General features: G+C 64.8%; 30 protein-coding genes. 13 read left to right on the forward strand and 17 right to left on the reverse strand.

Annotation, left to right across the window (positions count from 1 at the left end; translation table 11 throughout):
• Positions 1 to 64 precede the first annotated feature (64 nt).
• On the forward strand, positions 65 to 1324 hold the full coding sequence (gene hmgA / locus AC6I6L_RS00645; protein ID WP_497915779.1) for a hydroxymethylglutaryl-CoA reductase (NADPH): 1260 nt from the start codon (positions 65 to 67) through the stop codon (positions 1322 to 1324).
• A 39-nt stretch (positions 1325 to 1363) separates the two neighbouring features.
• On the opposite strand, the gene AC6I6L_RS00650 is transcribed toward hmgA, so the two are convergent.
• Together AC6I6L_RS00650 and AC6I6L_RS00655 are read right to left on the reverse strand one after the other, a co-directional pair.
• Positions 1364 to 1720: a hypothetical protein gene (locus tag AC6I6L_RS00650; RefSeq protein ID WP_497915780.1), complete on the reverse strand. Its 357-nt coding sequence runs from the start codon at positions 1718 to 1720 to the stop codon at positions 1364 to 1366.
• Positions 1721 to 1795: 75 nt separating this feature from the next.
• Positions 1796 to 2320 carry a DUF5817 domain-containing protein gene (locus AC6I6L_RS00655; protein ID WP_497915781.1) on the reverse strand — a complete coding sequence of 175 codons (525 nt, stop codon included), beginning with the start codon at positions 2318 to 2320 and terminating at the stop codon, positions 1796 to 1798.
• Positions 2321 to 2428: 108 nt separating this feature from the next.
• On the opposite strand from AC6I6L_RS00655, the gene AC6I6L_RS00660 reads away from it, so the two are divergent.
• The 4 genes from AC6I6L_RS00660 to AC6I6L_RS00675 all read left to right on the forward strand — a co-directional run bounded on the left by AC6I6L_RS00660 (position 2429) and on the right by AC6I6L_RS00675 (position 7462).
• Positions 2429 to 4267, forward strand: coding sequence for a PAS domain-containing sensor histidine kinase (locus tag AC6I6L_RS00660; protein ID WP_497915782.1), 1839 nt, complete (start codon positions 2429 to 2431; stop codon positions 4265 to 4267).
• Positions 4268 to 4357: 90 nt separating this feature from the next.
• A complete protein-coding gene (locus AC6I6L_RS00665; RefSeq protein ID WP_497915783.1) occupies positions 4358 to 4696 on the forward strand; it encodes a cupin domain-containing protein in 339 nt (112 codons plus the stop codon).
• 158 nt (positions 4697 to 4854) lie between these two features.
• Positions 4855 to 6726 (forward strand): bacterio-opsin activator domain-containing protein, encoded by a 1872-nt coding sequence (locus AC6I6L_RS00670; RefSeq protein ID WP_497915784.1) that lies wholly within the window; start codon positions 4855 to 4857, stop codon positions 6724 to 6726.
• Between the two features lie 43 nt (positions 6727 to 6769).
• Entirely contained in the window at positions 6770 to 7462 is a 693-nt protein-coding gene (locus tag AC6I6L_RS00675; protein WP_497915785.1) for a DUF7344 domain-containing protein, read from the forward strand.
• A gap of 1 nt (position 7463) precedes the next feature.
• On the opposite strand, the gene AC6I6L_RS00680 is transcribed toward AC6I6L_RS00675, so the two are convergent.
• The 4 genes from AC6I6L_RS00680 to AC6I6L_RS00695 all read right to left on the reverse strand — a co-directional run bounded on the left by AC6I6L_RS00680 (position 7464) and on the right by AC6I6L_RS00695 (position 10464).
• Positions 7464 to 7907, reverse strand: a complete 444-nt coding sequence (locus AC6I6L_RS00680; RefSeq protein ID WP_497915786.1) for a GNAT family N-acetyltransferase — start codon at positions 7905 to 7907, stop codon at positions 7464 to 7466.
• Between the two features lie 92 nt (positions 7908 to 7999).
• Positions 8000 to 8578 (reverse strand): NUDIX hydrolase, encoded by a 579-nt coding sequence (locus tag AC6I6L_RS00685; protein ID WP_497915787.1) that lies wholly within the window; start codon positions 8576 to 8578, stop codon positions 8000 to 8002.
• Positions 8579 to 8666: 88 nt separating this feature from the next.
• Positions 8667 to 9929 carry an isocitrate dehydrogenase (NADP(+)) gene (gene icd, locus AC6I6L_RS00690; protein ID WP_497915788.1) on the reverse strand — a complete coding sequence of 421 codons (1263 nt, stop codon included), beginning with the start codon at positions 9927 to 9929 and terminating at the stop codon, positions 8667 to 8669.
• A 259-nt stretch (positions 9930 to 10188) separates the two neighbouring features.
• Positions 10189 to 10464, reverse strand: a complete 276-nt coding sequence (locus AC6I6L_RS00695) for a hypothetical protein (protein ID WP_497915789.1) — start codon at positions 10462 to 10464, stop codon at positions 10189 to 10191.
• Positions 10465 to 10594: 130 nt separating this feature from the next.
• Between AC6I6L_RS00695 and AC6I6L_RS00700 the strand changes: the two genes are divergently transcribed.
• The 3 genes from AC6I6L_RS00700 to map all read left to right on the forward strand — a co-directional run bounded on the left by AC6I6L_RS00700 (position 10595) and on the right by map (position 12903).
• On the forward strand, positions 10595 to 11524 hold the full coding sequence (locus tag AC6I6L_RS00700) for an isoaspartyl peptidase/L-asparaginase (protein WP_497915790.1): 930 nt from the start codon (positions 10595 to 10597) through the stop codon (positions 11522 to 11524).
• Positions 11525 to 11815: 291 nt separating this feature from the next.
• A complete protein-coding gene (locus AC6I6L_RS00705) occupies positions 11816 to 11935 on the forward strand; it encodes a transposase family protein (protein ID WP_497915791.1) in 120 nt (39 codons plus the stop codon).
• Positions 11936 to 12006: 71 nt separating this feature from the next.
• Positions 12007 to 12903, forward strand: a complete 897-nt coding sequence (gene map / locus AC6I6L_RS00710; protein WP_497915792.1) for a type II methionyl aminopeptidase — start codon at positions 12007 to 12009, stop codon at positions 12901 to 12903.
• Between the two features lie 201 nt (positions 12904 to 13104).
• Here map and AC6I6L_RS00715 read toward each other — a convergent pair whose 3' ends face one another.
• Positions 13105 to 13305: a DUF7835 family putative zinc beta-ribbon protein gene (locus AC6I6L_RS00715; RefSeq protein WP_497915793.1), complete on the reverse strand. Its 201-nt coding sequence runs from the start codon at positions 13303 to 13305 to the stop codon at positions 13105 to 13107.
• Between the two features lie 353 nt (positions 13306 to 13658).
• Between AC6I6L_RS00715 and AC6I6L_RS00720 the strand changes: the two genes are divergently transcribed.
• Positions 13659 to 14198, forward strand: a complete 540-nt coding sequence (locus tag AC6I6L_RS00720) for an HIT family protein (RefSeq protein WP_497915794.1) — start codon at positions 13659 to 13661, stop codon at positions 14196 to 14198.
• A gap of 33 nt (positions 14199 to 14231) precedes the next feature.
• Here AC6I6L_RS00720 and AC6I6L_RS00725 read toward each other — a convergent pair whose 3' ends face one another.
• Positions 14232 to 14447 (reverse strand): hypothetical protein, encoded by a 216-nt coding sequence (locus tag AC6I6L_RS00725; RefSeq protein ID WP_497915795.1) that lies wholly within the window; start codon positions 14445 to 14447, stop codon positions 14232 to 14234.
• Between the two features lie 96 nt (positions 14448 to 14543).
• Here AC6I6L_RS00725 and AC6I6L_RS00730 point away from each other — a divergent pair, with 96 nt between their 5' ends.
• Entirely contained in the window at positions 14544 to 14954 is a 411-nt protein-coding gene (locus tag AC6I6L_RS00730) for a cupin domain-containing protein (RefSeq protein WP_497915796.1), read from the forward strand.
• A 90-nt stretch (positions 14955 to 15044) separates the two neighbouring features.
• Here AC6I6L_RS00730 and AC6I6L_RS00735 read toward each other — a convergent pair whose 3' ends face one another.
• The 3 genes from AC6I6L_RS00735 to AC6I6L_RS00745 form a co-directional block, all read right to left on the reverse strand.
• Positions 15045 to 15281 carry a glutathione S-transferase N-terminal domain-containing protein gene (locus AC6I6L_RS00735; protein WP_497915797.1) on the reverse strand — a complete coding sequence of 79 codons (237 nt, stop codon included), beginning with the start codon at positions 15279 to 15281 and terminating at the stop codon, positions 15045 to 15047.
• A 130-nt stretch (positions 15282 to 15411) separates the two neighbouring features.
• On the reverse strand, positions 15412 to 16569 hold the full coding sequence (locus tag AC6I6L_RS00740) for an MFS transporter (protein ID WP_497915798.1): 1158 nt from the start codon (positions 16567 to 16569) through the stop codon (positions 15412 to 15414).
• Between the two features lie 67 nt (positions 16570 to 16636).
• Entirely contained in the window at positions 16637 to 16762 is a 126-nt protein-coding gene (locus tag AC6I6L_RS00745; protein WP_497915799.1) for a hypothetical protein, read from the reverse strand.
• 69 nt (positions 16763 to 16831) lie between these two features.
• Between AC6I6L_RS00745 and AC6I6L_RS00750 the strand changes: the two genes are divergently transcribed.
• On the forward strand, positions 16832 to 17311 hold the full coding sequence (locus tag AC6I6L_RS00750) for a redoxin domain-containing protein (RefSeq protein ID WP_497915800.1): 480 nt from the start codon (positions 16832 to 16834) through the stop codon (positions 17309 to 17311).
• Positions 17312 to 17460: 149 nt separating this feature from the next.
• Here AC6I6L_RS00750 and AC6I6L_RS00755 read toward each other — a convergent pair whose 3' ends face one another.
• The 3 genes from AC6I6L_RS00755 to AC6I6L_RS00765 all read right to left on the reverse strand — a co-directional run bounded on the left by AC6I6L_RS00755 (position 17461) and on the right by AC6I6L_RS00765 (position 20253).
• On the reverse strand, positions 17461 to 17826 hold the full coding sequence (locus AC6I6L_RS00755; protein WP_497915801.1) for a helix-turn-helix domain-containing protein: 366 nt from the start codon (positions 17824 to 17826) through the stop codon (positions 17461 to 17463).
• Positions 17827 to 17895: 69 nt separating this feature from the next.
• Positions 17896 to 19149 (reverse strand): tRNA (N(6)-L-threonylcarbamoyladenosine(37)-C(2))-methylthiotransferase, encoded by a 1254-nt coding sequence (locus AC6I6L_RS00760; RefSeq protein ID WP_497915802.1) that lies wholly within the window; start codon positions 19147 to 19149, stop codon positions 17896 to 17898.
• Between the two features lie 75 nt (positions 19150 to 19224).
• The gene (locus tag AC6I6L_RS00765; RefSeq protein ID WP_497915803.1) at positions 19225 to 20253 is read right to left on the reverse strand and encodes an AI-2E family transporter; all 1029 of its coding nucleotides are present in this window, start codon (positions 20251 to 20253) and stop codon (positions 19225 to 19227) included.
• 115 nt (positions 20254 to 20368) lie between these two features.
• Between AC6I6L_RS00765 and AC6I6L_RS00770 the strand changes: the two genes are divergently transcribed.
• Complete coding sequence (locus AC6I6L_RS00770) at positions 20369 to 21097, forward strand: DUF547 domain-containing protein (protein WP_497915804.1); 729 nt, start codon at positions 20369 to 20371, stop codon at positions 21095 to 21097.
• Between the two features lie 46 nt (positions 21098 to 21143).
• On the opposite strand, the gene AC6I6L_RS00775 is transcribed toward AC6I6L_RS00770, so the two are convergent.
• On the reverse strand, positions 21144 to 21767 hold the full coding sequence (locus tag AC6I6L_RS00775) for an amphi-Trp domain-containing protein (RefSeq protein ID WP_497915805.1): 624 nt from the start codon (positions 21765 to 21767) through the stop codon (positions 21144 to 21146).
• A gap of 125 nt (positions 21768 to 21892) precedes the next feature.
• Here AC6I6L_RS00775 and AC6I6L_RS00780 point away from each other — a divergent pair, with 125 nt between their 5' ends.
• On the forward strand, positions 21893 to 22732 hold the full coding sequence (locus AC6I6L_RS00780; protein ID WP_497915806.1) for an HNH endonuclease: 840 nt from the start codon (positions 21893 to 21895) through the stop codon (positions 22730 to 22732).
• Here AC6I6L_RS00780 and AC6I6L_RS00785 read toward each other — a convergent pair.
• A complete protein-coding gene (locus tag AC6I6L_RS00785; RefSeq protein ID WP_497915807.1) occupies positions 22693 to 23172 on the reverse strand; it encodes a hypothetical protein in 480 nt (159 codons plus the stop codon). The genes AC6I6L_RS00780 and AC6I6L_RS00785 overlap by 40 nt on opposite strands.
• 133 nt (positions 23173 to 23305) lie before the next feature.
• Positions 23306 to 24034, reverse strand: a complete 729-nt coding sequence (locus AC6I6L_RS00790) for a guanosine phosphorylase (protein ID WP_497915808.1) — start codon at positions 24032 to 24034, stop codon at positions 23306 to 23308.
• Between the last annotated feature and the right edge of the window lie 173 nt (positions 24035 to 24207).

Here is a 24207-nt window from a genome sequence, read left to right on the forward strand (position 1 = left end):
GATCGACCACCTTGCACCGCGACGATCAGCAACTGTTAGGGACCGTGGCTGTCTTGACCAACCTATGACAGACCCACAGGACCTCGCCGATCGCGTCCGCGAAGGCGACCTTCGAATTCACGAACTCGAGGCACACGCGGACGCAGATGTCGCAACGGACGCTCGTCGGCTGTTCGTCGAAGAAGAAACGGAGACCGATCTCGACGCGATCGGTGCGTACACGTTCCCGGCCGAGCGGGCCGAACCGAACATCGAGAACATGATCGGCGCAGCGCAGGTGCCGATGGGCGTCGTTGGCCCCGTCGCTGTCAACGGTGAGGGAACCGCACAGCCTGTTTCGAACGATGGTGGTGCGGCCAGCGGCGAGCACTATCTACCGCTTGCGACCACCGAAGGCGCATTGCTCGCGTCGGTGAACCGCGGACTGTCAGTCATCCGCTCGGCGGGGGGAGCCGACGCTCGCGTCACGAAAAACGGAATGACTCGCGCCCCAGTGTTTCGAGTCGACGGCGTCGTCGAGGCGGCGGAGACGGTCGAATGGGTCGACGAAAACGTCAACCAACTGCGAGAGGCAGCCGAGACCACCACGAGTCACGGCGAGTTGGTCGGAATCGAACCCTACGTCGTCGGCGACTCCGTCTACCTCCGGTTCGCCTACGACACCAAGGACGCGATGGGGATGAACATGGCAACGATCGCGACCGAGGCCGCCTGCGAGGTCGTCGAAGCCGAAACCCCGGCCTCGCTCGTCGCGCTCTCGGGGAACCTCTGTTCGGACAAGAAACCCGCCGCGATCAACGCCGTCGAGGGCCGGGGTCGCTCCGTCACGGCGGACGTCGTGATCCCCGGCGACATCGTCGCGGATCGACTCCACACGACGCCGGGGGCGATCGTCGAGGCCAACACCCGCAAGAACCTCGTCGGGAGTGCAAAGGCGGGGAGTCTAGGGTTCAACGCTCACGCGGCGAACGTCGTAGGTGCGGCCTTCCTCGCGACGGGCCAGGACGAGGCCCAGGTGGTCGAGGGGGCGAACGCCATCACGACGATGGACACGCGCGAGCGCGACGATGGAACCACCGACCTCTACGCCAGCGTCTCGCTGGCTTCGCTCGAGGTCGGCACCGTCGGTGGCGGCACGAAACTCCCGACCCAGTCCGAAGCGCTCGACGTACTGGGCTTGCGCGGCGGCGGGGACCCGGCTGGCTCGAACGCAGCCGCACTCGCTGAGATCATTGCGGTAGCCGCGCTCGCGGGCGAACTCTCATTGCTCGCCGCGTTGGCTTCGAACCACCTCGCGAGCGCCCACGAGGACCTCGGCCGGTAGCTGACCGCTCTCGTCTCGCGCAGGTCGCTCTCGACAGCTCTAGCCTGGCGACTCGCGCGCTTCGCGACGCGCACGAACCGTCGTGAGCGCGATGTACGATCCGCCGAGGACGAGAAAGAAGAGACCGCCCGCAACCTGCAGGCCGGTGGTTGCGAGCGTGACGAGGAGGAGCCCGACGCCGGCGAGTGCGTGTGCGATGGCGAGGTCTCCCCGGCCGTAGGCTCCGTGCAGGGCGGCGACTGCGAGAAACGTCAGGGCGAAGACACCCGTCGCCAGCGCCGTCGTTTCGATCCCGAAAATCGTCTCGGTGACGGCCGTGTGGACGGCCAATAGGGCGACCGCGACGACCGTCCCGACGCCGATCGTCACCGCCTGCACGTCGACCTGTTCATCCATTGCAGCCACCTTTCGCTGGCTGACCGAAAACCCTGCCGTTCGATGCGGACCACCTCGGACGGCAGTCTCGCGACGCTACAGCCGCCGGTATGTTCCCCGACTCTCGCTTACCTCACCGCGCCTCGTGAGCGTTTCGAGAGAGTTTCGGACGTACTCCGGGGAGACGCCGCGTTCACCGGCGTAGTCGATAATTTCGTCTTCGGTCGGCCGATCGAGTTCTCGAAGGGCCGCCTCGACGATCGCTTTCTTGCTCCCGCTCCGGGTCGACCCGCGCGGGTCTCGATCGCCGGCGGCCGCGACTTCGTCGACGTCGAGTCCCGACTGCTCGAGGTACTCCTCGTCGTCGACGACGCCCCCCGCAACGTCCTCTTCGAGTGCCCCGAAGGAGTCCAGTTCAGCGAACGCCTCGCCCTCGCCTTGCCGATTGGCGAGCATCGAGGCCCGTACCTCGCGGGCGTGGTCGGCATCGTCGGTCTCGACGAACTTCTTGCGCTTCTCGTAGGCTTTCCGCGAGCCACAGCGGGGACACTGCGTCGTCTCCGATCGGCCCTCGATGAGCCAGAGGTTCGAGCACTCGCTACAGCCGACGACGGCGTACATGATTCGAGGTGTGGCGTCGGCGTAGTTCAAACTTCGGTACGGGGATGAAACCGAGTCCTCGTGTCGAGCAACACGACATTTTTGCTTCGTGACCGGTATACTGGGCGTATGGACGACCCGATCCGGGTGTTGCACGTGGACGACGATCCCCAGTTCGCGGAGCTAACGGCGACGGTTCTCGAACGCGAAGACGATCGATTCGCCGTCGAGTCCGCGACCACCGTCGGAGCGGGCCTGGATCGCCTCGACGACGACGTCGATTGCATCGTCAGCGATTACGACATGCCTGCTCGAAACGGGATCGAGTTTCTCGAGGCGGTTCGCGAGGAGTACCCCGCGCTCCCGTTTATTTTGTTCACCGGGAAAGGGAGCGAGGAGGTCGCCGGGAAGGCGATCTCGAGTGGCGTCACCGACTACCTGCAAAAGGAACGCGGCACCAACCAGTATGCGGTGCTGGCAAACCGGATCGCGAACGCCGTCGACCGGGTGCGCGCGAAAACCGAGGCTCGTCGCAACCGCGCCCGGTTCGAACGCCTCGCCGGAGCGCTCCCCGATCTCGTTTGCTACGTCGACGCGGAGGGTCGCTACCTGGACGTCTTCCCCGGATCGGCGTGTGCGTTCCCGACCGACCGAGCGGTATCGCTCGTCGGCCAACGATTCCACGACTTCCTTCCGACCGGAACCGCCGATCGACTGCTCGAGACCGTCCGCGAGGTCCTCGAGACGGGTGAACTGCGGACGATCGAGTACGCGGTCGACGACTGCGGCGACGAGGCGGGCCGGCGATGGTTCGAGGCGCGTGTGACACCGCTGGAATCCGCGTCGGGACAAGAGACCGTCCTCTGGGTCGCACGCGACGTCACCGATCGACTGGAACGGGAGCGGGAACTCTCGCGAAAAAGCGGGTTGCTCGACTCGATCTTCGAGAGCGTCCCGGTCCACCTCTTCGTAAAGGACGACCAGGCCCGCCATCTGCGGGTGAGCGAAGGGTTCGTCGACGACCCGGAGAGCTTTATCGGCAAGACGGATCTGGAGATCGACCTCGTCTCCGAAGAGCACGCGCGCTCGGCCTACGAGAGCGACCGGTGGGTCATCGAAACCGGCGAGCCGATACTCAACGAGGTCGAACACCTACCGAAGTACGGCCAGTGGAACCTCACATCGAAGGTGCCGTGGCGCAACGCCGACGGGGTGGTGGTCGGGTTGATCGGCATCTCCTGGGACATCTCCGAGCGAAAAGAGCGCGAGCAGTTGCTCGAACGACAAAACGAGCGGTTAGCGGAGTTCGCACGCATCGTCTCTCACGACCTCCGGAACCCGTTGACCGTCGCCGCGGGCCGACTGGAACTGGCGATGGCAGAGTGCGACAGCGACCACCTGGAAGAAGTCGAGTGGGCGATCGATCGGAGCCAGACGCTGATCGAGGACCTGCTAACCCTCGCCCGCGACGGCGAGCGCGTCGGTGACCTCGAACCGGTGACCCTCAGCGACCTCTGCGAACGGTGCTGGCGAAACGTCGCGACGGGCGAAGCGACGCTCGTCACCGAAACCGATCGGACGATTCGGGCCGATCCCAGCCGCCTCCAGCAACTGCTCGAGAACCTCGTTCGGAACTGCGTCGAACACGGTTCGACGAGCAGTCAGCGCGACCACCGGGCTGACAACTCCGTTGAGCACGGCGGCGAGGACGTGACGATGACGATCGGCGACCTCGAGGGCGGGTTCTACGTCGAGGACGACGGTCCGGGTATCCCCCCAGACGAGCGCGAGGAAATCTTCGATCTCGGTTACTCGACCACGACCGACGGGACGGGATTCGGACTGAACATCGTCGAACAGGTCGTCGACGCCCACGACTGGGACGTTCGCGTCACCGAAGGCGACGACGGCGGCGCGCGGTTCGAGATTACCGGCATCGAGGTTATCGAGACCGACCCCGATCGGTGAGCGAAAGCGTGTGCGGCCGTTCGGTGAACGACGGCGACTGCGGCGGAAGGAGGGGGAAACTATGAGACGGTTGGGTCCGTCTCGACCCGTATGGAGCGCGTTTCTCTCGACGATATCGATCCGTCGGAAGCCGCCGACGGCGTCCACCTGGCGCTACTGGCCGGTTCGGAGTCGATGACCGTCCAGCACTTCGAGATCGAACCCGGTGCGGTGGTCGACGAACACAGCCACCCCAACGAACAGACCGGCTTCATCTACGAGGGTGAACTAGTCTTCCTGACCGCGGGCGAAGAGATCGTCTGCGAATCCGGCGACTCCTACGCGATTCCGGGCGACCAGCCCCACGCGGCGGAGAATCGAGGCGAGCAGACGGTCCGCGGCGTCGACATCTTCAGTCCGCCTCGCGAAAATCCGAGCTGGAAGGATTAGCTGGCCGGCAGCCCCGGAACGCGATCGATTTTCGACTCACACGATCGGACACGGGGGCTATCGCCACGGGCCACGGGTCCTTCCCCAGAAAGACGGACACCGCCCCGAACGAGTTCCGTCGACGGAACCGCTTTGGTTCCGAGCGACGTACGAGTCGCATGACAGCCCCGGATTCACCGGGAGATATCTACGCCGAGACGCTCGCCGCGTTCGACCGAACCGATCGTCCCGGAGAACCGCTCACGACGACCGAGGTTGCGGCCGACCTCGACCGATCGAGACGTGCCATCTACAAGCGCCTGCAGACCCTCGTCGATCGCGGCGCGCTCCGAACGAAGAAGGTCGGCTCTCGCGGGCGCGTCTGGTGGCGTCCGATCGCCCTCCCAACCGACACCGGTACCGGTTCGGAATCGGGGAATCCGACGCACGAAACGCCGGGTACGGCGGTCCCGAGCGAGCAAAAGTTCCGCGCCGTGTTCGAGGAATCGTTCGATGCGATGCTGATCGCGGACGACGACGCGACGTACGTCGATGTCAACCCCGCCGCTTGCGACCTGTTTGGACGGTCCCGTTCGGAGCTACTGGGCCGGACGATTCGGGAGTTCGCCGCGGAGGACTACGATTTCGATCGGGCGTGGCGGGAGTTTCAGGAGTCCGACCAGGATCGCGGAATCTTCCCGCTGGTTCGTGCCGATGGTGACCGACGACTCGTCGAGTTCGCAGCGACGCCGAACATCCTCCCCGGGCGGCACCTCTCGATCCTTCGGGACGTAACCGATCGCGAGAACCGCCGGCAGCGACTGCGCGAGCAACGCGACGAACTGCACCGACTCGCTCGTCTCAATATGGTCATCCGTAAGGTCGATCGAGAGATCGTTCAGGCCGAGACGCGCCGAGACGCCAAAACGGCCCTCTGTGAAACGCTCGTCGAATTCGACGCCTACCAGTGTGCGGGCGTCGGCGACGTCGCGCCGACGGCCACTCGCTTCGATCCGGACGTGGTCGCTGGCGACGACCGCGGCCTCTTCGACGCGATGGCCGACGACGGAACCGACGTTGACGCGGGTCGGTCACCGATCGTTTCCGCCGTCGAGACGCACGCTATTCAGGTGGTCCGCCAGACGCCAGACGCCGCGTGCCCGCCGTGGAACGCACTGGTGGCCAGCCACGGGTTTCGGGCGCTCGGGGTGGTTCCGATCGTCTATCACGACGCCGTTTACGGGTTGTTCGTGGTCGTTTCGGAGCATCAAGACGCCTTCGACGAGAACGAACGCGCCGTCCTCGAAGAGTTCGGGGAGACGGTCGGCCACGCGCTCACCGCACTGGAGCGCGAGCGATCGCTTATCGATGCGGAGTTACTCGAGGTGACGCTGCGCTCACGGGACCTCGCAAGACCGTTCGCCGGTCTCGACGAGGATGTCGGATCGATCGCTCTCGAGCAGACGCTCTCGCTCGATGGCGAGATAATCGAGTACCTGACAGTCGAAGCTCCGTCCGTCGAAACGTTAACGGATTTTTGTGATCGTCTGGCCGAGGAAACCGACGTCCGGGTTCTGGATCACTCGGGCACTCGCGGATGGATCGAGGTCCGGACCACACAGCCGACGGTCGCGACCCAGGCCGCGAGGTTCGGCGGCCGAGTCAGGACGGTCGAAATCGATCGGGAGGCGGCCACCATCGTTATCGACGTTCCGCGAGGATCCGACATCAGACGGCTCGTTTCGGCGCTGGCCGACATCTCGTCGGACATCGAATTCGTCGGACAGGAGCACATCCACCGGCACGGTCGCACGCGGCGAGAACTACTGACCTCGTTCGAGACGGGGCTCACGGATCGACAGCGGACGACACTCGAGTTAGCGTTTTACTCGGGGTATTTCGACTGGCCGCGGACGACGACCGGCGAGCAACTCGCGGAGCGACTCGATGTCCACCCCTCGACGCTCCACCGCCACCTTCGACGCGCCGAGCAGAAACTGCTCACGGCGCTCTTTGCGGAAGACGATATCGTTCGCGTGGACACCACGTAATTGGGTAGCCAACTTACGCGGGTCGGGTACCAGTGAACGGAACATGAGCAAAACGACGAAGCGGTTCAGCCTCCAGCGCGCCTCGCGGAGCAACCAACACCTCTCGGACTCGGAGCACCTCGTTCGCGCGCTCACAGCCCACCGCCGCCGTGTCGTTCTCGACGTACTTGGCACGCGCCACGAACCCACGCCCGAGTCGACGCTCGCCGTGCTCGTCGCCGGCCGCGAAGCTGACGACCGAGCGGGCAACGATTCCGATCGCCAGCGAGAGACCATCCGGCTGTCTCTCCACCACCGGCATCTCCCGGCGTTGGCCGACGCCGACCTGATCGAGTGGGACGTCGAGGACCGCACGGTCGAACTGTCCACCCACCCCGCCTACGACAGTGAGACGGTCCGGTGGCTTCTCGCCGGACCGGCCCGGTTCACGCCGGCCGAACTCGACGCGAATCTGGCGCTGCTCGCCAGTCGCCGTCGTCGAGACGCCATCGGTTTCATCAGGGACCGTCGTCGGCTGTCCGTGACCGAACTCGCTGCGCTAGTCGCGGGCAGCGAACTCGGCTCCACGGCGACAGCGGAAACGATCGCCCACATCCACGCTGATCTGGCGCACAATCACGTCCCCGCGCTCATCGAGGCTGCCGTCGTCGAACGAGGGTCCGACGCGGAACTCAGCTATACGGGGGATCGGTTTCTGGACGAGACGTTCCACGCGATCCAACGCCTGTCGCGGTGACCTACCGCGCTCCGATCGGTTCTTTTCGCATTTTCACGTGGGGGATTCCGGCCTCCTCGAACTCCTCCCCGCGGCGTTCGTACCCCAGTCCCCGATAGAACTCGGCTGCGCGGGTCTGTGAGTGAAGCGAAAGCGCCGTCAGGCCCATCTCGCAGGCCCGTCGTTCGGCCGCGCCCATCAGTTCTCTCCCGATTCCCTCCTCGCGTCGCGACGCGACCACGGCGACGCGTTCGACCTTCCCCAGGTCGGGTTCGGGTTTTCGCAACCGGGCGGCCCCGATCGGTTCGCCGGCCTCGCCGTAGGCGACGAAGTGGACGGCCTCGTCCTCGTGGTCGTCGTACTCGATCGCCTCGTCGACGCCCTGCTCCTCGACGAATACCGCCCGTCGAACGGCGAAGGCGTCTGCCCGTTCTGTGTCCGACTCGACGACACGTACGTCTGCCATCGAACCGGTGTACGAAACGGCGTACCGAGAGCGTTTCGCACCGTCGACGGCTGGCCGACGATCGTGCCGGACCGTTCAACTGGCGTGCCGGATCAGTCGTCGCCCGCCGATCGATCGTCGAGCGCGCGAACGTCGGCTGCAAGTCGTTTTGTGGCCGATTCGGGACTCCCGTCGAGCCAGAGGAGAGTATCGAGGCCGTCCCCATCGAGCGTCGGCCGGTCCACGCGATCACCGTCCGGCGTCGGCCCATCCACACTCGTGCTGTCGAGCGCGGGATCGTCCGCGATCGGACGGCCGGCGACCGCCACCCTGACGAGCACGTCGTCTCTCGTCACGACGCGATCCGAGTCGGCTTCCCGGAACTCGACTCGACGAAGGCGTACCGCTTCGTCGAGGGTTGCGTCGACGCCCGTGAGCGTTTCGGCCACTCGGCGCGCGGCCTCGCTTCGGTCCGCGCCGGCCGTGACGGGCACGGCGGGCAGCGTCCATCCTCGGGGGTCGCCCACGACCAGTACGTCGCCCGCGTCGTTCGTGACCCCGACGGTCACGCGACTCTCGAGGGTCCGAGCCGTCTCGAACTCCGATCGAGTGACGGTCCTGGGTTCGGTCTGGACGGGAACGTCGGTGCGATCGAGCAGGGTTTGCGGATCGAGATCGAGGTGGGTCTTCACGTCCGAGACGTACAGACGCCGGCCGAAAAACTGCTGGTTTCGACTTCGGGCGAAAAAAGACAGAGAGTGCAGCGTCGCCGCGGTCGCTTTAGGCCAGTTTCTCGATATTCGCGACGACTTCGTCGGCGAACTCGCTGGTGGCGAGTTTCTCGGCGTCCTCGAGCTGGCGTTCGAGGTCGTAGGTGACCTTCCCCGAGGAGATGGTCTCCTCGACGGCGTCACGGACGAGGTCGGCGGCGTCCTTCCAGCCCAGGTACTCGAGCATCATGCGACCCGAGAGGATCATGGCAGTCGGGTTGACCTTGTCCTGGCCCTCGTATTTCGGCGCGGAGCCGTGGACGGGTTCGGCGAGCATCCGTCCCTCACCGAAGTTACCGCCGGGGGCGATGCCGAGGCCGCCGATCTGTGCGCCGGCGGCGTCTGACATGTAGTCCCCGTTTAAGTTCATCGTGGCGATGACGTCGTACTGGTCGGTGCGGGTCAACAGCTGCTGGAGCATGTTGTCCGCGATCCGATCGTTGACGACGAGCGTGTCGTCGTCGACTTCGCCGTCCTGTTCCTCCCAGAGGGTGTCCTCGGTGATGACCTGGTCACCGTACTCCTCTTCAGCGACCTCGTAGCCCCAGTCGCGGAACTGGCCTTCGGTGAACTTCATAATGTTACCTTTGTGGACCAGCGTGACCGAGTCGCGGTCGTTCTCGAGGGCGTAGTCGATCGCTTCGCGGACGAGGCGTTTCGTTCCGAACTCCGTGATCGGCTTGATGCCGATACCGACGGGACCGTCGTGAATGACGCCCGTTGCGCCCATCTCGTCTTCGACGAACTCCTTGACCTGCTCGACTTCGTCGGTGCCGGCTTCCCACTCGATGCCGGCGTAGACGTCTTCCGTGTTCTCACGGAAGGTGACCATGTCCATCTGCTCGGGCTCGGAAACGGGCGACGGGACGCCGTCGAGGTGGTAGGTCGGTCGGACGTTCGCGTAGAGATCCAGCAGTTTGCGGAGTCCGACGTTCAGCGATCGGAACCCGGCACCGACGGGCGTCGTCAGCGGACCCTTGATCGCGACGCGGTGTTCTTTGATCGCCTCGACGGTCTCGTTCGGAAGGTTCTCGTCGTACTTTTCGCGGGCGGACTCGCCGGCGTAGACGCGCATCCAGTTGATATCGCGGCCGGTCGCTTCCGCGGCGGCGTCCAGAACCTGCTGTGCAGCAGGGCCGACGTCGCTTCCGACGCCGTCACCGTAAATAATCGGGATGATCGGGTTATCGGGCACCTCGAGTTCGTTCTCGGTCCCGTCCTTCAGCGTGATCTTCTCCCCGTCCTCGGGGACTTCGATCTTGTCGTAGCTCATTTCGTCTGTACGGTGCCCCGATGGGGGTAAAAGGTCTACCATTTCCGTCGACGGCGGCAAATAGTGTCCGAATACGAAGTCGACGCTACAGCGGGATATAGCCCACAATCGCCCCTCTCGTACGCTCTGTTCCCCGATCTCCGGTGCTCGGTATCACATAAACGTTCGTTATATCACGGGGCGCTACTGACAACAATATACAGTTTCGGTTCGCTGCGCAGTCGATTCCACCCGCGCTCTGCGGACGTCTCGAGCGTCCTTACGTACTCTGGTGCCATCGGTTCATGTTCCGTGCGAGCAGGACGGTCCCGCCGGCGACGAGTCCCCCTCCGCCGAGGCCGAGCACCAGTACCCCGGCGGTCGTTATCCACGACTCCGTGGCGCTCACCCACAGGGCAGAAAGCAGTGTGCTGCCCGTCACGACCAACGCGACACTGACGTCGACGGGGTCTCGATCGGCGGTGTTCGCCAGTCGCCCGATAGCGATCGCTGCCATCGCCGCACAGAACCCGACGACCAGGGCAGCGGGGGTCATCGTCGTCGCGGTTCTCAGGCCGGGGTAGTAAGTCCCGGTGATTCGGTGTCGCACGCTCGGCGGTTCGATCGTCGGCTCGTTCCCTCGTCGTCGGAAACAGGGTAGTCGTCAGAGCCCGAACTGGGTGCGTATGCAGGTGCTCGTCCACGGTGGTGCGGGAAGCGCTCCCGACGATCCGACCACTCGGCAAGCGATCCTCGACGCGGCAGCCAGCGACGCCGCCGCGACCACGTCACCCGTCGACGCCGTCGAAACGGCGCTCAATCGCCTCGAAGCCTCGTCGCAGTTCAACGCCGGGACCGGAAGCGCGGTCCAGAGCGACGGCCGCATTCGAACCGACGCGGGGATCATGACTGACGATCGATCCGTCGGTGCCGCGTGTTCGATGCGCGGCGTCGAACGCGCGGTCAGCGTCGCCCGAATCGTCATGGAGGAAACGCCACACGGCTTCGTCTCGAGTCGCCACGCGGTCGCGCTGGCCGACGCGTTCGGCGTCGAGACCGGCGTCGATCTCTGGAGCGATCGCACGCGGGAACGGTGGGCCGAACTCGAAACGCCGGAATTCGAAACGTCGAGTGGCGGGACCCGCGACCAGCTCGCCTGGGTTCGCGATCGGTTCGGGGAGTCCGATCCGGACGGCTGGAGCGAACCGGACGAGGATGTGATCGACGAACACGACCACGATACGGTTGGCGCGGTCGCACTCGACGGCGAACGCCTCGCCGCGGCGACCTCGACGGGCGGGCGCTGGCTCGCCCTCGCGGGTCGAGTCGGTGACGTGCCCCAGGTTGGGGCTGGTTTCTACTGTTCGCCCGACGTGGCGGTGAGCGCGACGGGTGCCGGCGAGGACATCGCTCGCGTCACGCTCTCCCGGCGGGTCGCCCAGTACGTCGAGGACGGCTGGAGCGCCTCCAACGCAGCCACAGCGGCGATCGAGGAGTTCGCGACGCTCACCGGCTCGACGGCCGGCGTGATCGTTCTCGACAGTCGTGGAACGTTCGGGTCGGCGTACAACAGTGGCGCGATGCAAACGGCGCGTGCAGCGTCGACACCCCGGTAATCCCTTCGAGACCGATCGGTCCACCCGCCGGGGACAATTACGGTTGGTCTCGAGGGGCGGCCCGCCCGTCGCCGCCGGATCGCTCGATGGCCGTGGCGTCTCTCACGCCATCCGAGTCGAGTCCGCCGACGCGGATAACCCGGACGACTGTTTCACGACTCTCGTCAGCGATACGAGTCGTTTCCACCGAAAACGGTCGACGACCAAATCTGTTAGACGGGTCGATCGACATCGTGTTTCGACGATCGTCGTGACATACATTTATTATTGTCGTGACCGTTCTGATGATCGATGCTCGAATCCGAATACTATGCGGCACAGCAGTGCCCGGAGTGCTCGACGACGCTCTCGAACGTCCAGGGCGTCGATACCTGTTCGAACTGTAACTGGGTCGCGGATCGATCGCAGTGAGGCGATCGCGGGTCCAGCACCGTTCGGCCGGAGGCGGAACCTCTTTTTGTCGACCAGTATAACCCCGTCGCATGGCTGAATCCGACGTCGATCTGGAGTCCGAGCAGTACGAGAAACACCGGGAAGCCGGCGAGATCCTCGCTCAGGTGCGCGAGGAGACGGCCGATCGCGTCGAGGTCGGCGCGAGCCACCTCGAGATTGCCGAGTACGCCGAAGACAGAATCCGAGAACTCGGCGGAAAGCCGGCGTTTCCGGTGAACATCTCGATCGACGAGGAGGCGGCCCACGCGACCCCCGCGATCGACGACGAGTCGACGTTTGGCGAGGAGATGATCAACCTGGACATCGGCGTCCACATCGACGGCTGGCTCGCCGACACCGCGATCACGGTCGACCTCTCGGGCAATCCGGAACTGGCCGAGGCCTCCGAACAGGCGCTGGAGGCGGCGATCGAGGTCGTCGAACCGGGCGTCGACACCGGCGAGATCGGGGCCGAAATCGAGGACGTCATCGACGGCTACGGCTTCAACCCCGTCGTCAACCTCACCGGACACGGACTGGGCCACTGGGACCAACACACCAGCCCGAACATCCCCAACCGCGCCGTCTCCCAGGGAACGACCCTCGAGGCCGGCGACGTCGTCGCGATCGAGCCGTTCGCGACCGACGGCGGCGGCAAAGTGGCGGAGGGGGCCAGCGAGGAGATTTTCGCCCTCGAGCGCGAGGGCAGCGTCCGAAACAGGCAGGCTCGCGACGCCCTCGCCCAGATCACCGAGGAGTTTCGCACGCTTCCGTTCGCGACGCGCTGGCTCGAGACCGATCGGGCCGAGATGGCGCTGCGTCGACTCAAGCGAAACAACATCGTTCACGGCTACCCCGTTCTCAAAGAGGACGACGGCTTCCTCGTCAGTCAGAAAGAACACACGCTCATCGTCACCGAAGACGGCTGTGAAGTGACGACGAGGTAGTCACTCGACGCTCGATCGGTGATCGAGAACGGGGACGGGTCAGCACTGAAACGAGCCGAGAACGGAGACAGACGGGCCGGGAATCGAGACGGCGATCGAAGAAGGGGCAGAGAAACGGGACCGAATCCTGTGGGGTCTATTCCCGGAAACGGACCGCTCGTGGCGGACCGACCTGGGGGTCTACTACCGACGCAGGCACGATCAGGCGTTGTTCATCCGCTGGCTGGTACGGGTGCCACAGCGCTGGCATTCGGCCACGCGGTAGGGTTCTCGAGAGAACTGCGCGTTCTCGTTTTTCAGGCTTTCGGTTCGGATCTGGACGGACACCTCGTGAAGCGTGTCGAGTTCGCAGTCCTCACAGTGTTCGGTCATCCCGTTGAATGAGTTGTCTGTCGTTGCCATTACTATCAATCAAGACGTAGTATCACCTTAAAACCCTGTTTCATTTCGAACGGTGAGCCACCACAATCGCAAGAGGGGATTACGATCTCGATGAGGCGGGCTGAGATCGTTCGAGAACGTTCAACGGCGTCTCTCGGGGCGTTTCTGTCGGTTTTCTCCGTTCTCGACCGGTCGCGTCACGCTCGCGTTACCGTCCGCTCGCGCTGTCGCGTCCGGATTGGTATCCACGGATTACCGCCCTGAGACTCCTCCTCCCGCGGGTTTCTTCGGTGGTCGGCACGACCATTCCGACCCGTCGCCGCGTTGACGAAGCGGACTTATCCACGGGCGCGTATCCGACACACAGACCGAACATGGAGCAGGTATTCGCACCGTGGCGGATCGAGTGGATCAAACGCGACGATCAGAACCCGGACGTCGAGGAGTGTGTCTTCTGTGAACTGCCCGAACGACACGCAGATCGGGAGCACCTGATCGTCGCGAAAAACGACGTGGCGTTCGTCATGCTGAACAACTATCCGTACAACCCGGGTCACGCGATGGTCATTCCACGCGTCCACACCGGCGCGTACGGCGACCTCGACGACGAGCAACTGCTCGGTCACGCCCGCCTGAAACAGCGAACGTTCGACGCGCTCGAAACCGCGATGGAACCGGACGGCTTCAACGCCGGCCTCAACCTGGGGGAGGGCGCCGGTGGCTCGATCGGTGACCACCTCCACACCCACGTCGTTCCGCGCTGGCAGGGCGATACGAACTTCATGCCGGTGCTAAGCGACACCTCCGTCATCGTCGAAGCGCTCGACGAGACGTACGATCGGGTCCACGCGGCGTTTGCCGCCCAGGAAGGGACGACGGCTCCGGACGGCGGGGGCGCGGTCGTCGTCGACTGATTCCGGCCGCTTTGGCGGCGAAACTCGACCGATTCAGCGACCGGTTCGCGTCCATTCTTCGTCCGGATCGCTCCGTTCGAACCGTGCACCCTGTCCGCACTCGGGACAGCCGAACTGCTGGTACTCCACTTCGGTTCCGACGATCGGAACGGCGCTCCCGCGTGTTTTGAACTCCGTATCGGTGCCACAGAGCGAACACGCGGGCGAGTCCGGTGTCGGGTCGTTCTCGACGGATATGGACAGTCCCACCCTTATCAGGTACTGTGCGGAGCACCCGCCACGAGCCAGCAAGCCACCGGGACTGTCCGTACGCTTTTGGCCGGATGGGTCGTGGTCACAGGTGCCATGGAGTACGAAGTAGTCCACACGGACGACGTGCCGGTGACGGACTTATCCGAGATCGACGCCGTTCCCCCGGACCTCCGAATTCGGGCGCTCGACGAGGTGTTGCCGACCGAGAACGTCCAGCTCAAGCTCTGGTACTTCGATCCCGGCGAGGAGATCACCTACCACGCTCACGCCGAACAGGAGGAACTCTACGTCGTGCTCGAGGGCGATTTCTCGCTCAAACTCGGCCGATCGGGCGAGGAGGAGTACGTCGACGCCGGACCGGGGACGTTCTGGATGGCCCGCCCGGAGATCGGTCACGGCCACCGCAACGTCGGCGACGAGGAGGGCGTCGTCCTCGCGATCGGTGCGCCGGCCGTCGAGGATCCGGGACTCGATCCGCACGGTCTCGACGACGGCGAGGAGTAGCGTTCGTAGCGGGTCGACGCCGATCGCTGCCGCTGGTCGAGCGATCGCCGGGGCACAGCGGTCGCCGGGAGCACGGCACGACGATCCGTCTCAGGTGTAGTTCGATTCGAGATAGTCCAGAATCCGTTCCGACTCGGCCATCGTGACCCCGTAGGCGTCGTCGACGACGACGGGGACCTGCCGCTGGCCGGAGACGCGCTTGACCTCGTCGCGTTTCGAGTGGAGTCCTTCCACCCAGACGCTCTCGTAGTCGACGTCGAGTTCGTCGAGTCGATCGACGACGATCTCACAGTACGGACAGCCTTCGAGGCGGTACAGCGTGACCATGGGGCCAGTTCGTACCGGGCCGGCAAAAGCGTAGGTGAGGCCCACGGTTCGTTCCGGTTGTTCTGTCTGGCCCGTCCCAGACCCCTCGTCGCGGGCGGGCCGCTGTGGCCGATCGATCGCCGTCGGTCGGTTACGTTGGCAGCCGTCCCGTTCGATCGAGAACCGTGAGCACGACGATCGTCGCGGCGAGGACGACGGCGGCCGTCTGGAACACCGTATCGTAGGCGTAGCCGGCCTCGACGAACACGCCCAGTACGTACGACCCGAGGGCCTGCGTGAGCATCCACACGGAACTGAAAACAGCGTACGCACTGCCCCGCGTCGAGTCCGGAAGCGTATCGAGGAGGAACGTATCCGTCGCCGGAAACAGCGCGTGGATTACGACCCCGACGATCCCGGAGACGACGGCCAATCCGATCAGTCCCTCTACCAGCGTCAAGAGGAGAAGCGCCACGGAGAACGTGCCAACGACGCCGAGGAGGTACGGAACGTGGGGTAGTCGATCCGCCAGATTCCCGCCGAAGAAAAACGCGGGAATGCCGGCGGCGAACACGATGGTAAGCATCAACCCCGCCATTCCGGACGAGAGGCCTTTCGACTGCATGTACAGGTCGTAAAAGTTGAACACGCCCTGCCAGATGAACGACGCGAGACCGACGATCACCAGTGCGGTCACGATAAGCCGCCACTCGGACAGGGCACCGGCGACGAATTTTCGATCGCCCCGTCCCGCGTTCGGTAACTCGGTCCGTTTCGCGACGACCCCCGTATACACCGTCACCACCGCCGCACCGAGAGCGATCGCCCACAGTGAGAGTCGCCAGTCGATGGCGAGCGTGAGCACGACGAACGGGGCTGCGACGACGGCCGCGATCTGACTGGCGGCACCGTGGATCCCCATCACACGCCCGACGCGCTGGGGGAACAGTTCGCTCAAAAACGGGTTCGCCGAGACGAAGTACACGCCCGACGCGATGCCCATCAGGAACGCCCCCAGCATAAGATAGCGGACCGTCGTCGTCGACGCGGCGAAGCCGGCGGCGACGGTGAGAATCGTTCCGGCTCCGAGGACGACGTAGTGGCGGGGCAGTTTCGTCAGGAGCCAACCGGTGACCGGTCGAGGGGCCGCACTTCCGACCCACGTGAGCGTGACGAGGAGTCCGGCGGTCGCCTCACCGATCGCGAACTCCCCGATGATCACGTCCAGCAGCGGCGCGAAGATGATTCTGGCCAGATTGAGCAGGAAGACGAGACCACAGAGGGAGGCGAAGAGGCGAGTACGGCTCACGATCGGTATTTCGAACCGGGTCTCTCAAACGTTCCGAAACCGGAACGTGAGACCGCCACGGCGACCGTTACCACCCCGCTCGCGCCACGCCGTAGTGGCTCCGTCCCGACGGACTCGAATTCGAGGTGCCGGCCGACGACGCCGCGGTCTTCGGTCCCGAGGTCGAGCCGTCGAGGAACCCGTGGGTGCTCATATCTGCCGTCGAGAAGCGGCGCGTGTCCGCCGTCCGGAACTTTTTACACCTCGCCCGAGTGGTCCCGGTATGCCACCGATCGAGGGTGAGACGGTTCCCGATTTCGAGGCCCCGCTGTGTGACGGCGAGACGTTTCGATCGACCGCGCTCTCTGGGGCGCTTGGCTGTCGCGGCGGCGTCCTCGTCTGTACCGGCTTCGCGTTCGGCGCGATCGCCCAGAACTGGTGGACGCGGTTCGTCCGAGCCGGCTGGGAGGAGTTCGAGGGCGTCCCCGTGTTCGGCGTGAGTCGCGACGGTCCCTACGCCCAGAACGAGTTTCTCCGCTGGCTCGGCCGCCCCGACTTCGGGTTCTTCGCGGACGTCAACGGGACCGTCGGTGAGTCGCTGGACGTGCTCGTCGATCGATCGCACATGGCGAACGTCTCGACGCCGCGGCGATCCGCGTTCGTGATCGACGCCGACCGCGAGGTGCGGTACGCCTTCGTCGCCGACGACTGGATTTCGCCGCTGCCACGAGGTGAAATCGAAACCGCGGTCGACACGCTCTGATACGGATTAGTGTCATCAATTACCGCCGATCGGCCAAGACGGGTCGCCGTTCGGCGGTACCGACGGACACTAATCCGTATGAGTCGATCTACGGCTGACGGTCGATCGCACGCGCTGTCGTCTTCCTCCCGGTTCTGGTCGATCCGTGATCAGGGCTCACACCACAGCGTCCTCCCGCTTCGGGTGCACTCGATGCGTATTGGGTCGTCGTAGGTGATCGACACGCAGTCGATCGCGCGGACGTAGTACGCCGCCTCTCCACTGCGGGACTGTCCGGCGAGCCGCCTGATCAGCCCGGCCTCACGGAGGGCGTCCACCTTTCTGTACGCCGTCGACTGGGAGAGGTCGAGTTTCGCAGCGAGTTCTTGGACCGTCGCCGGCGTCTGGACGTTTCGATACACGCTGCGGGCGTCGACGTCGCTGAGGAGGTCGACGATTCGCTGTGGGTCACACCCGATCGTCCCGTCGTGATCGACGCGCGCACACGAGGTCGGTCGATCGACTGTCGGAGGCATACGTCTCCTTTCGGCTGCCGCTCCCTGTACATTCGCCACAATTCCCACGTCCTGGGTCTCGACCGGGAGTTATTTTGGGGTTCCGAAGGCGTACATCGTCTCGTGGGCCGTAATCTCGAGATCGACGAAATCGCCGGGTTCGAGACCGTACTCGCTGGCGTTCTGGACGATGATCTGGCGGTAGGCCGAGTCGCGACACTTCACGGAGTCGGCGGTGCCCTCCTCGACGACGAGTACGTCTTCGCGCGTCTGGCCGACCATGTCCGCGTACGCATCGCGCACGATCTCGCGTTTCACCGCGCTCATCTCGGTCGATCGCTCCTTCTTGATCGTGCCGCCCAGTCCCTTCATATCGGCGGCGTCGGTTCCCGGGCGCTTCGAGAAGCGGGTGACGTTGATCTTTTCGGGGCGGGTCTCTCGGAGCAGGGCCATCGACTGCTCGTGGTCGGCGTCGGTTTCGGTGGGGAACCCGACGATGAAGTCGGTCGAGAGCGTCCAGTACTCGAGGTGTGCGTCGAACGTCTCGACGACCTCGAGATACTCCGCGACCTGGTGCTGGCGGCGCATGTCCCCGAGTACGTCGTCGCTGCCCGACTGGACGGGTGCGTGTAAGAAGTCGTAGAGTTCCTCGTTTTCAGCGAAGACCGCGGCGAGTTCGTCGCGGATGCCGTGGACGCCCTTCGGATTGGCCATCCCCACGCGAACGCGGAAGTCGCCGTCGATGTCGCAGATTCGATCGAGCAACCGGTGGAGCTTGCGCTCGCCCTCGTCCCAGCCGTAGACGCCGGTGTCCTGGCCCGTGATCCGGATCTCCTTCGCCCCGGCGTGGATCAGCGCGCGGGCTTTGTCGACGTTCTCCTCGATCGGCGGCGAGTCGATCTTGCCCGTCGCCTGCTTGGTGATACAGTACGAGCAGTCGGACATACACCCTCGCGCGATCGGAAGAATGCCGACGACGCCGTCGAGGATGGGTTCTGCGTCCGGCGTGGTCGTGGGACACTCGCCGTTCGTGACCGCCTCCGGCACCTCGTCCCAGTGGAGCACCTGTCCGTCGACGTCGGCCTTCGCGAACTCCTCGCCCTGAGCGAGTGCCATACAGCCCGTGATGAACAGGTCCGCGGTCTCCTCGGCTAACTCCTCGGCCCGGCGGAGCATGTTCCGCTCGGTTTTCTCGACGACGGTACAGGTGTTCAAAATCGCGACGTCGGCCTCTGCCGTGCCGTCGACGCGGTGGTGGCCCGCATCGCGGAGCCGTCGCTCGATCTCGCGACTCTCCCCGCGATTGGACGTACAGCCGTACGTCTCGATGTGATACCGGGCCATTCTCGTCGGTATTCCTTCGTCCGGTCCGGTCGTGCAAAAGCCCGACGGATCGCGATCGGTCGCGACCGACTGCGGTCAGGACGCCCCGTCGCTTCTGTCGGCGCGTTCGAGCCGATCGTAGTTGTCGTCGACGACGTTGACCGTCGCGATGAACGCGCCGGCGATCACGGGGCCGAAAAACAGCCCCATAATCCCGAAGGCGTAGATCCCGCCCAGAACGCCGACGATGATGACGGCGGGGCTGATCCTGGCGAACCGATCGACGACGATCGGGCGCAGATAGTCGTCGGAGACGCCGACGATGATGGTGCTGTAGACGGCGAGTGCGATCGCCGCTACCGGCTGGCCGATCACGAAGAGGTAGATGCAGGCGGGGATCCACACCAGCGGTGCGCCGATCAGCGGAATCAACGCGAGGATCACCATGATGAACGTCCAGAACGCCGCGTTCGGAATCCCGGTCGCGAACAGCCCGAGGCCGGCGATTACCCCCTGGACGATCGCGATCAGGACGTGGCCGGCTAGCACCGCCCACATCACCTCGCTCAGTTCGCGGTAGAGGTCGTCCTGGACGTCCGCCGGGAGCGGCGTCACCTCCCTGAGCCACGTCATGAGATTGTCCCCGTCTTTCAGCAGATAGTACAGCACGAAGAGCATGACGCCGAGCCCGATCAGGGCGTGGGTGAGCGCACTGAACCACGCGGTCGTCTGCTCGAGCACGATCGTTCCGATCTGCTCTGCAGAGCCGGCCAGTTGCTCCGTCAGGTCGACGCTCAGTCCCGTTTCGTCCTCGATGGTCCCCTCGATCTCCGCCAGTTGCAGCGCTTCGGGATCGAGTTCCCGAAGCATCGTGGCAACGTCTTCGGCGATCGCGACCGCGACGATGACGAACGGAACGATGAAGCCGACGAGAGCGAGGATGACGAGCGCGAACGCTGCGATAGTCGACGAGACGTGGCGCTCGAGTCGCCACTGGAGCGGGAACAGCACGAACGCGATGAGGATAGCCCCGAGGACGTACTGGGCGAACGGAAGGACCAGTTGGAGCGAGAGGTACGCGAAGATTCCGACGAGCGCGAGGAGATACCCCCTGCTGAGATTCACGTGGGAGTAATCGACGGTCTGTCGGATAAAACCAGCCCCGACGTGTTCTGACCCAAGACAGTCCACGGAAGCCTCCACACTGCTTCAAGGGTCTGCCGGGCGAACTGGCGATCGAATGTCGACCCAGCTCGACCCCCTCTTGCTGTCGGCTGATCTCCTCTATACGGTCAAAACTGAGGGGGACTCCGAGTGGTTACAAACACAACTCGCTTCGCTCGAGGCGACACGACTCGAGCGGGCGCTGTCGACGCGAGAGCGGCGACTCTCCTTCTGGCTCAACTGTTACAACGCCTACACCCAGTTACTGCTCGAGGCGGAGAGCGACCGGAATCCGATCGAGGGCGGCTTTCGCGATCGGTTCCGGTTTTTCGGCCGCGATCGGATTCCCATCGCGGGCATCTGGCTCAGTCTGAACGACATCGAACACGGCCTGCTCCGCCGGTCGAAACACCCCTGGGGGTTTGGCTACGTCCCCCGCCCGTTTCCCTCCGCGTTCGAGCGTCGATTTCGACTCGAGGAGTGCGATCCGCGGATTCACTTCGCCCTGCCCCGTAGCACCGAACAGTTTCCGCCAGTCACCGTCTACTCGCCCGAAGACATCGACGGGGATCTGGACATCGCGATCACGTGGTTTCTCGAGGAAAACGTCCAGTACGACTCCGAACGAGACGTAGCGACGGTCCCCACGCTCTTCCGGCGTTACCGCGGCGATTTCGGGGGGAAGCGCGGCGTGATTCGATTCCTGCGGCGGTACAACGCCGTCCCCGACGATTCGACGCCGTCGCTCAGGTACGAACGGGGGAGATGGGTCTCGACGATCGACGCCGAGGCTCTCGAGGTCTGACCGTCGGCTCACGTCGATCGCTCGAGGCGCGCACCGGGATCGACGGCTACGACTCGCGATCCACGATCATCGCGGCCGGTGCCGCCCGCATCACACCCCTCGCGGCGCGTTTCGCGTTCGACCGCGTGGAGTACCCCTCGCCGCTGTCGGCGATGATGTTCCCGTTCCAGTGGACGAGTCGCCACCGCCACTCCTCGGCCCGGTCCTGGTACACCTCGAAGCGGCTGGTGCGCTCGCTCGTCACGGTTCGCTCGCTCGTCGTCAGTGCGCGTTCCACGGGATGGTCCGCACTGTCCCCGTCCGTCCTGCCGGGCACGGCCTCCGGCCCCATCACCGCTGTGGCCGGATGTTCCGACTGCCCCCCGTCCCCTGGTGCGGACTCGTTGGATGATTCGATGTCTTCGGCGGTCTCGACGCGGATGCTCGACCCGTCGGGGTCGTCCCACTCGAGTTCGAGTTCGAATTCGGCCACCGCGGGTTCCGTTTCGTCCTTCCAGTCGGACTCGATTTCGGCGACGAGTCGCGACGGGAAGTCCGCGCTGAGGCGACTGTCCGCCGTGTGCAGTTCCAGCGTGTGCCCACTCTCGAGTGCGGCCGCGAGTTCGCCGAGTACTGCGGCCAGTTCCGATCGATCGTACGCCTGTTCCAGTTCGAACGACGAGCCGGTCATAGCGTCGTCTACGAGGTGGCTCGTGGTAGCGTTTGGGGCGCTTCTCTCGAGTCACAGTCCGTGAGTACCGCCTGACCCGCTCGGTCGTCGGAGCGTTTTTGTCGCCCGCCCGTGATCGAAGGGCCGTGACTTCCCGCGAGTGGCGCGCCGATCGCCGTGCCGTGTTCGAACGAGACGAGTACACGTGCCGGAACTGCGGGGCAGTCGGCGGCGTGTCCGACCCGACGACCGTCCAAACCTATCCGGTCGGCAAGCTTCCGTCCGAGGGGACGGTGCACGAATCCTCGCTCGTGACGGTCTGCTCGCGCTGTTTTGAGACGCTGCAGGGTTCGGAGACGGAGTCGGGACGGGCCGTCGATCGAGACGCCCTGTTCGGACTCGTCCGTGAAACGAGTCGGGCGCAGAGTGCGACGATTTCTGACGTTGCTGCCTTCTCGTCGCTTGCGACGTCGCTGCCCACGGCTCTCGGGGAGGGAAGCGACCCGGCCGACGAGACTCGCGGACCAGCCGCCGAGTACGTCTCGGATCGCCGGGATGTCTTGCTCTCGATCGACGCGATCGACGCTCGCTTCGATCGACTCGCAACTGTCGAGCGTGCCGAGTTGGGACCAGCCGTTGCGCCCCATCTCGAGGCAGTCACGGAAACAGCGACGCTCCTCCAGTCGGAGCTTCGAGAGGCCGTTCACCTGAGCGAAGCGGTCGTCGCCGGACTCGATCGGTGCCACGGCTGTTTCGCGTCCGTCGGGGCAGCGTCGAACGCCGACGAAACCGGGATCTGCCCCACCTGTGGACTCGAGACGCGCGAGACCGGTCCCTGGCGTTTCTCGGCTGGTGACGACCCCGACGCCGTCGCGTTCGACCAGCTCTTTTCGTCGATCAACGAGACACTTCGTGGCACCACCGAGACGACCGAAGAACTGACCGATCAGACGATGGCACTCGCCGAGGCCCTCCTCGAGGACTGAACGCGACAGCGGAGCCGATCGATCTCGGTCTCGAACGGCGTCCTGGGCTCCTCACTGTGGGGATCCCACGTCATCACCGACAGGTTCCCGTCCCGACCGAGGGCATCCTCGTCGACCGGAATCTCGACGGTCGCCTCGTCGATCGCGGTGTCGGTGGTGATCCGAACCACCGGACCCGCACGGTACGGATCGTCCGTCTCCGGCGTCTCGTCGGTCACCGAGATCTCGGTCTCGTGGAGGCCGTCGCCGCCGACTTCGACGCTGACACCCGCAGACTCGTTCGTAACCTCGACTTCCTGGTACTCGTCGGGGTCGGGCAGATCCGGGATGACATCGTCCGTGTCGACGCTGATCTCCTGAATCGCCTCGATCGTCACGTCGGCCTCGTCGTAGGCGTACGGACGGACGTCGCTGAGGGTCGTCCTGGCCGGGTGAGCCAACCGAGACGGCCCGACGATCGGCGCAATTGCTCCCGGGTATCGATCCCGAATTCGCTCGCTTCGGCTCGGTTTCGTCCGACCACCGATGAAAGCCGGCAGTTCAAGGCGAAAACAATGCGTTCGATCGCTACCGCTACAGCTCAGTTGCGGCCGTGAGCGCGATGTCGATCGCTCGGCCGACGTTGTTCTTCGCCTTCTCGGGGAGTTCGTCGTCTTCGGTGTCGGTTCCCTTCTGGGTACCCTCGACGAGGTTGCCGTCGACGGTGCAGATCGCCCCGGCGCGTAGCCCGCGTCGGCGTGCCAGCGAGAAGACTGCGGCGGCCTCCATCTCGACGGAGAGCAAGCCGGCGGCCTCCCAGTCCTCGACGGCGTCGTCGGTTTCGGCGTAGTAGGCGTCGTCCGAGGCGATCGGGCCGACGTGAACGTCCTCGCCGTTGGCCTCCGCCGAATCGACCAGCGCCGACAGCACGTCGTACTCCGGCACGGCAGGATACTCGACCGCCTCGTAGCGCTTCGACGTCCCCTCGTTTTTCGCGGCTCCCGTCGCGACGATCATGTCGCCGATTTCGATCTCCGACTGGAGCGCACCGGTCGTCCCGACGCGAATCACCGTCTCGACGCCGACGTTTGCCATCTCTTCGATCGCGATCGCGGCCGACGGACAGCCGATGCCCGTCGAACAGATCGTCAGCGCTCTGCCCTCGTAGGTGGCGTTGACGATCTTGTACTCTCGGTTCTGGGCGACGGTTTCGGCCTCGTCGCAGTGGCCGGCGATTCGATCGACGCGGCCCGGATCGCCCGGAATGAGTGCGATGTCTGCGAGGTCTCCCTCGTCGACTAACAGGTGCGGTTGCGTTGCCATACTCCGCGGTTTCGGCGGCGACGAGAAAAAAGGTTCGAGGACGCGGTCTGATGATCCGACCGCTCGATCGGTTCCCGATCGGGTCCCGACCGGCCGCCCGCCAACCGGATCGTCCGGGCGATTCGCGGATCGATCGCCCACTGGCGGTACATCCACGCGTTGGTTCGATGGAA

This window comes from Halosolutus sp. DAT137 (assembly GCF_059736405.1).

Bases quoted from the DNA above. Each gene is read 5' to 3' on its own strand.
- hmgA (WP_497915779.1), top strand. From the start codon at position 65: ATGACAGACCCACAGGACCTCGCCGATCGCGTCCGCGAAGGCGACCTT.
- AC6I6L_RS00650 (WP_497915780.1), bottom strand. From the start codon at position 1,720: ATGGATGAACAGGTCGACGTGCAGGCGGTGACGATCGGCGTCGGGACG.
- AC6I6L_RS00655 (WP_497915781.1), bottom strand. From the start codon at position 2,320: ATGTACGCCGTCGTCGGCTGTAGCGAGTGCTCGAACCTCTGGCTCATC.
- AC6I6L_RS00660 (WP_497915782.1), top strand. From the start codon at position 2,429: ATGGACGACCCGATCCGGGTGTTGCACGTGGACGACGATCCCCAGTTC.
- AC6I6L_RS00665 (WP_497915783.1), top strand. From the start codon at position 4,358: ATGGAGCGCGTTTCTCTCGACGATATCGATCCGTCGGAAGCCGCCGAC.
- AC6I6L_RS00670 (WP_497915784.1), top strand. From the start codon at position 4,855: ATGACAGCCCCGGATTCACCGGGAGATATCTACGCCGAGACGCTCGCC.
- AC6I6L_RS00675 (WP_497915785.1), top strand. From the start codon at position 6,770: ATGAGCAAAACGACGAAGCGGTTCAGCCTCCAGCGCGCCTCGCGGAGC.
- AC6I6L_RS00680 (WP_497915786.1), bottom strand. From the start codon at position 7,907: ATGGCAGACGTACGTGTCGTCGAGTCGGACACAGAACGGGCAGACGCC.
- icd (WP_497915788.1), bottom strand. From the start codon at position 9,929: ATGAGCTACGACAAGATCGAAGTCCCCGAGGACGGGGAGAAGATCACG.
- AC6I6L_RS00695 (WP_497915789.1), bottom strand. From the start codon at position 10,464: ATGACCCCCGCTGCCCTGGTCGTCGGGTTCTGTGCGGCGATGGCAGCG.
- AC6I6L_RS00700 (WP_497915790.1), top strand. From the start codon at position 10,595: ATGCAGGTGCTCGTCCACGGTGGTGCGGGAAGCGCTCCCGACGATCCG.
- AC6I6L_RS00705 (WP_497915791.1), top strand. From the start codon at position 11,816: ATGCTCGAATCCGAATACTATGCGGCACAGCAGTGCCCGGAGTGCTCG.
- map (WP_497915792.1), top strand. From the start codon at position 12,007: ATGGCTGAATCCGACGTCGATCTGGAGTCCGAGCAGTACGAGAAACAC.
- AC6I6L_RS00715 (WP_497915793.1), bottom strand. From the start codon at position 13,305: ATGGCAACGACAGACAACTCATTCAACGGGATGACCGAACACTGTGAG.
- AC6I6L_RS00720 (WP_497915794.1), top strand. From the start codon at position 13,659: ATGGAGCAGGTATTCGCACCGTGGCGGATCGAGTGGATCAAACGCGAC.
- AC6I6L_RS00730 (WP_497915796.1), top strand. From the start codon at position 14,544: ATGGAGTACGAAGTAGTCCACACGGACGACGTGCCGGTGACGGACTTA.
- AC6I6L_RS00735 (WP_497915797.1), bottom strand. From the start codon at position 15,281: ATGGTCACGCTGTACCGCCTCGAAGGCTGTCCGTACTGTGAGATCGTC.
- AC6I6L_RS00745 (WP_497915799.1), bottom strand. From the start codon at position 16,762: ATGAGCACCCACGGGTTCCTCGACGGCTCGACCTCGGGACCGAAGACC.
- AC6I6L_RS00750 (WP_497915800.1), top strand. From the start codon at position 16,832: ATGCCACCGATCGAGGGTGAGACGGTTCCCGATTTCGAGGCCCCGCTG.
- AC6I6L_RS00755 (WP_497915801.1), bottom strand. From the start codon at position 17,826: ATGCCTCCGACAGTCGATCGACCGACCTCGTGTGCGCGCGTCGATCAC.
- AC6I6L_RS00760 (WP_497915802.1), bottom strand. From the start codon at position 19,149: ATGGCCCGGTATCACATCGAGACGTACGGCTGTACGTCCAATCGCGGG.
- AC6I6L_RS00770 (WP_497915804.1), top strand. From the start codon at position 20,369: ATGTCGACCCAGCTCGACCCCCTCTTGCTGTCGGCTGATCTCCTCTAT.
- AC6I6L_RS00775 (WP_497915805.1), bottom strand. From the start codon at position 21,767: ATGACCGGCTCGTCGTTCGAACTGGAACAGGCGTACGATCGATCGGAA.
- AC6I6L_RS00790 (WP_497915808.1), bottom strand. From the start codon at position 24,034: ATGGCAACGCAACCGCACCTGTTAGTCGACGAGGGAGACCTCGCAGAC.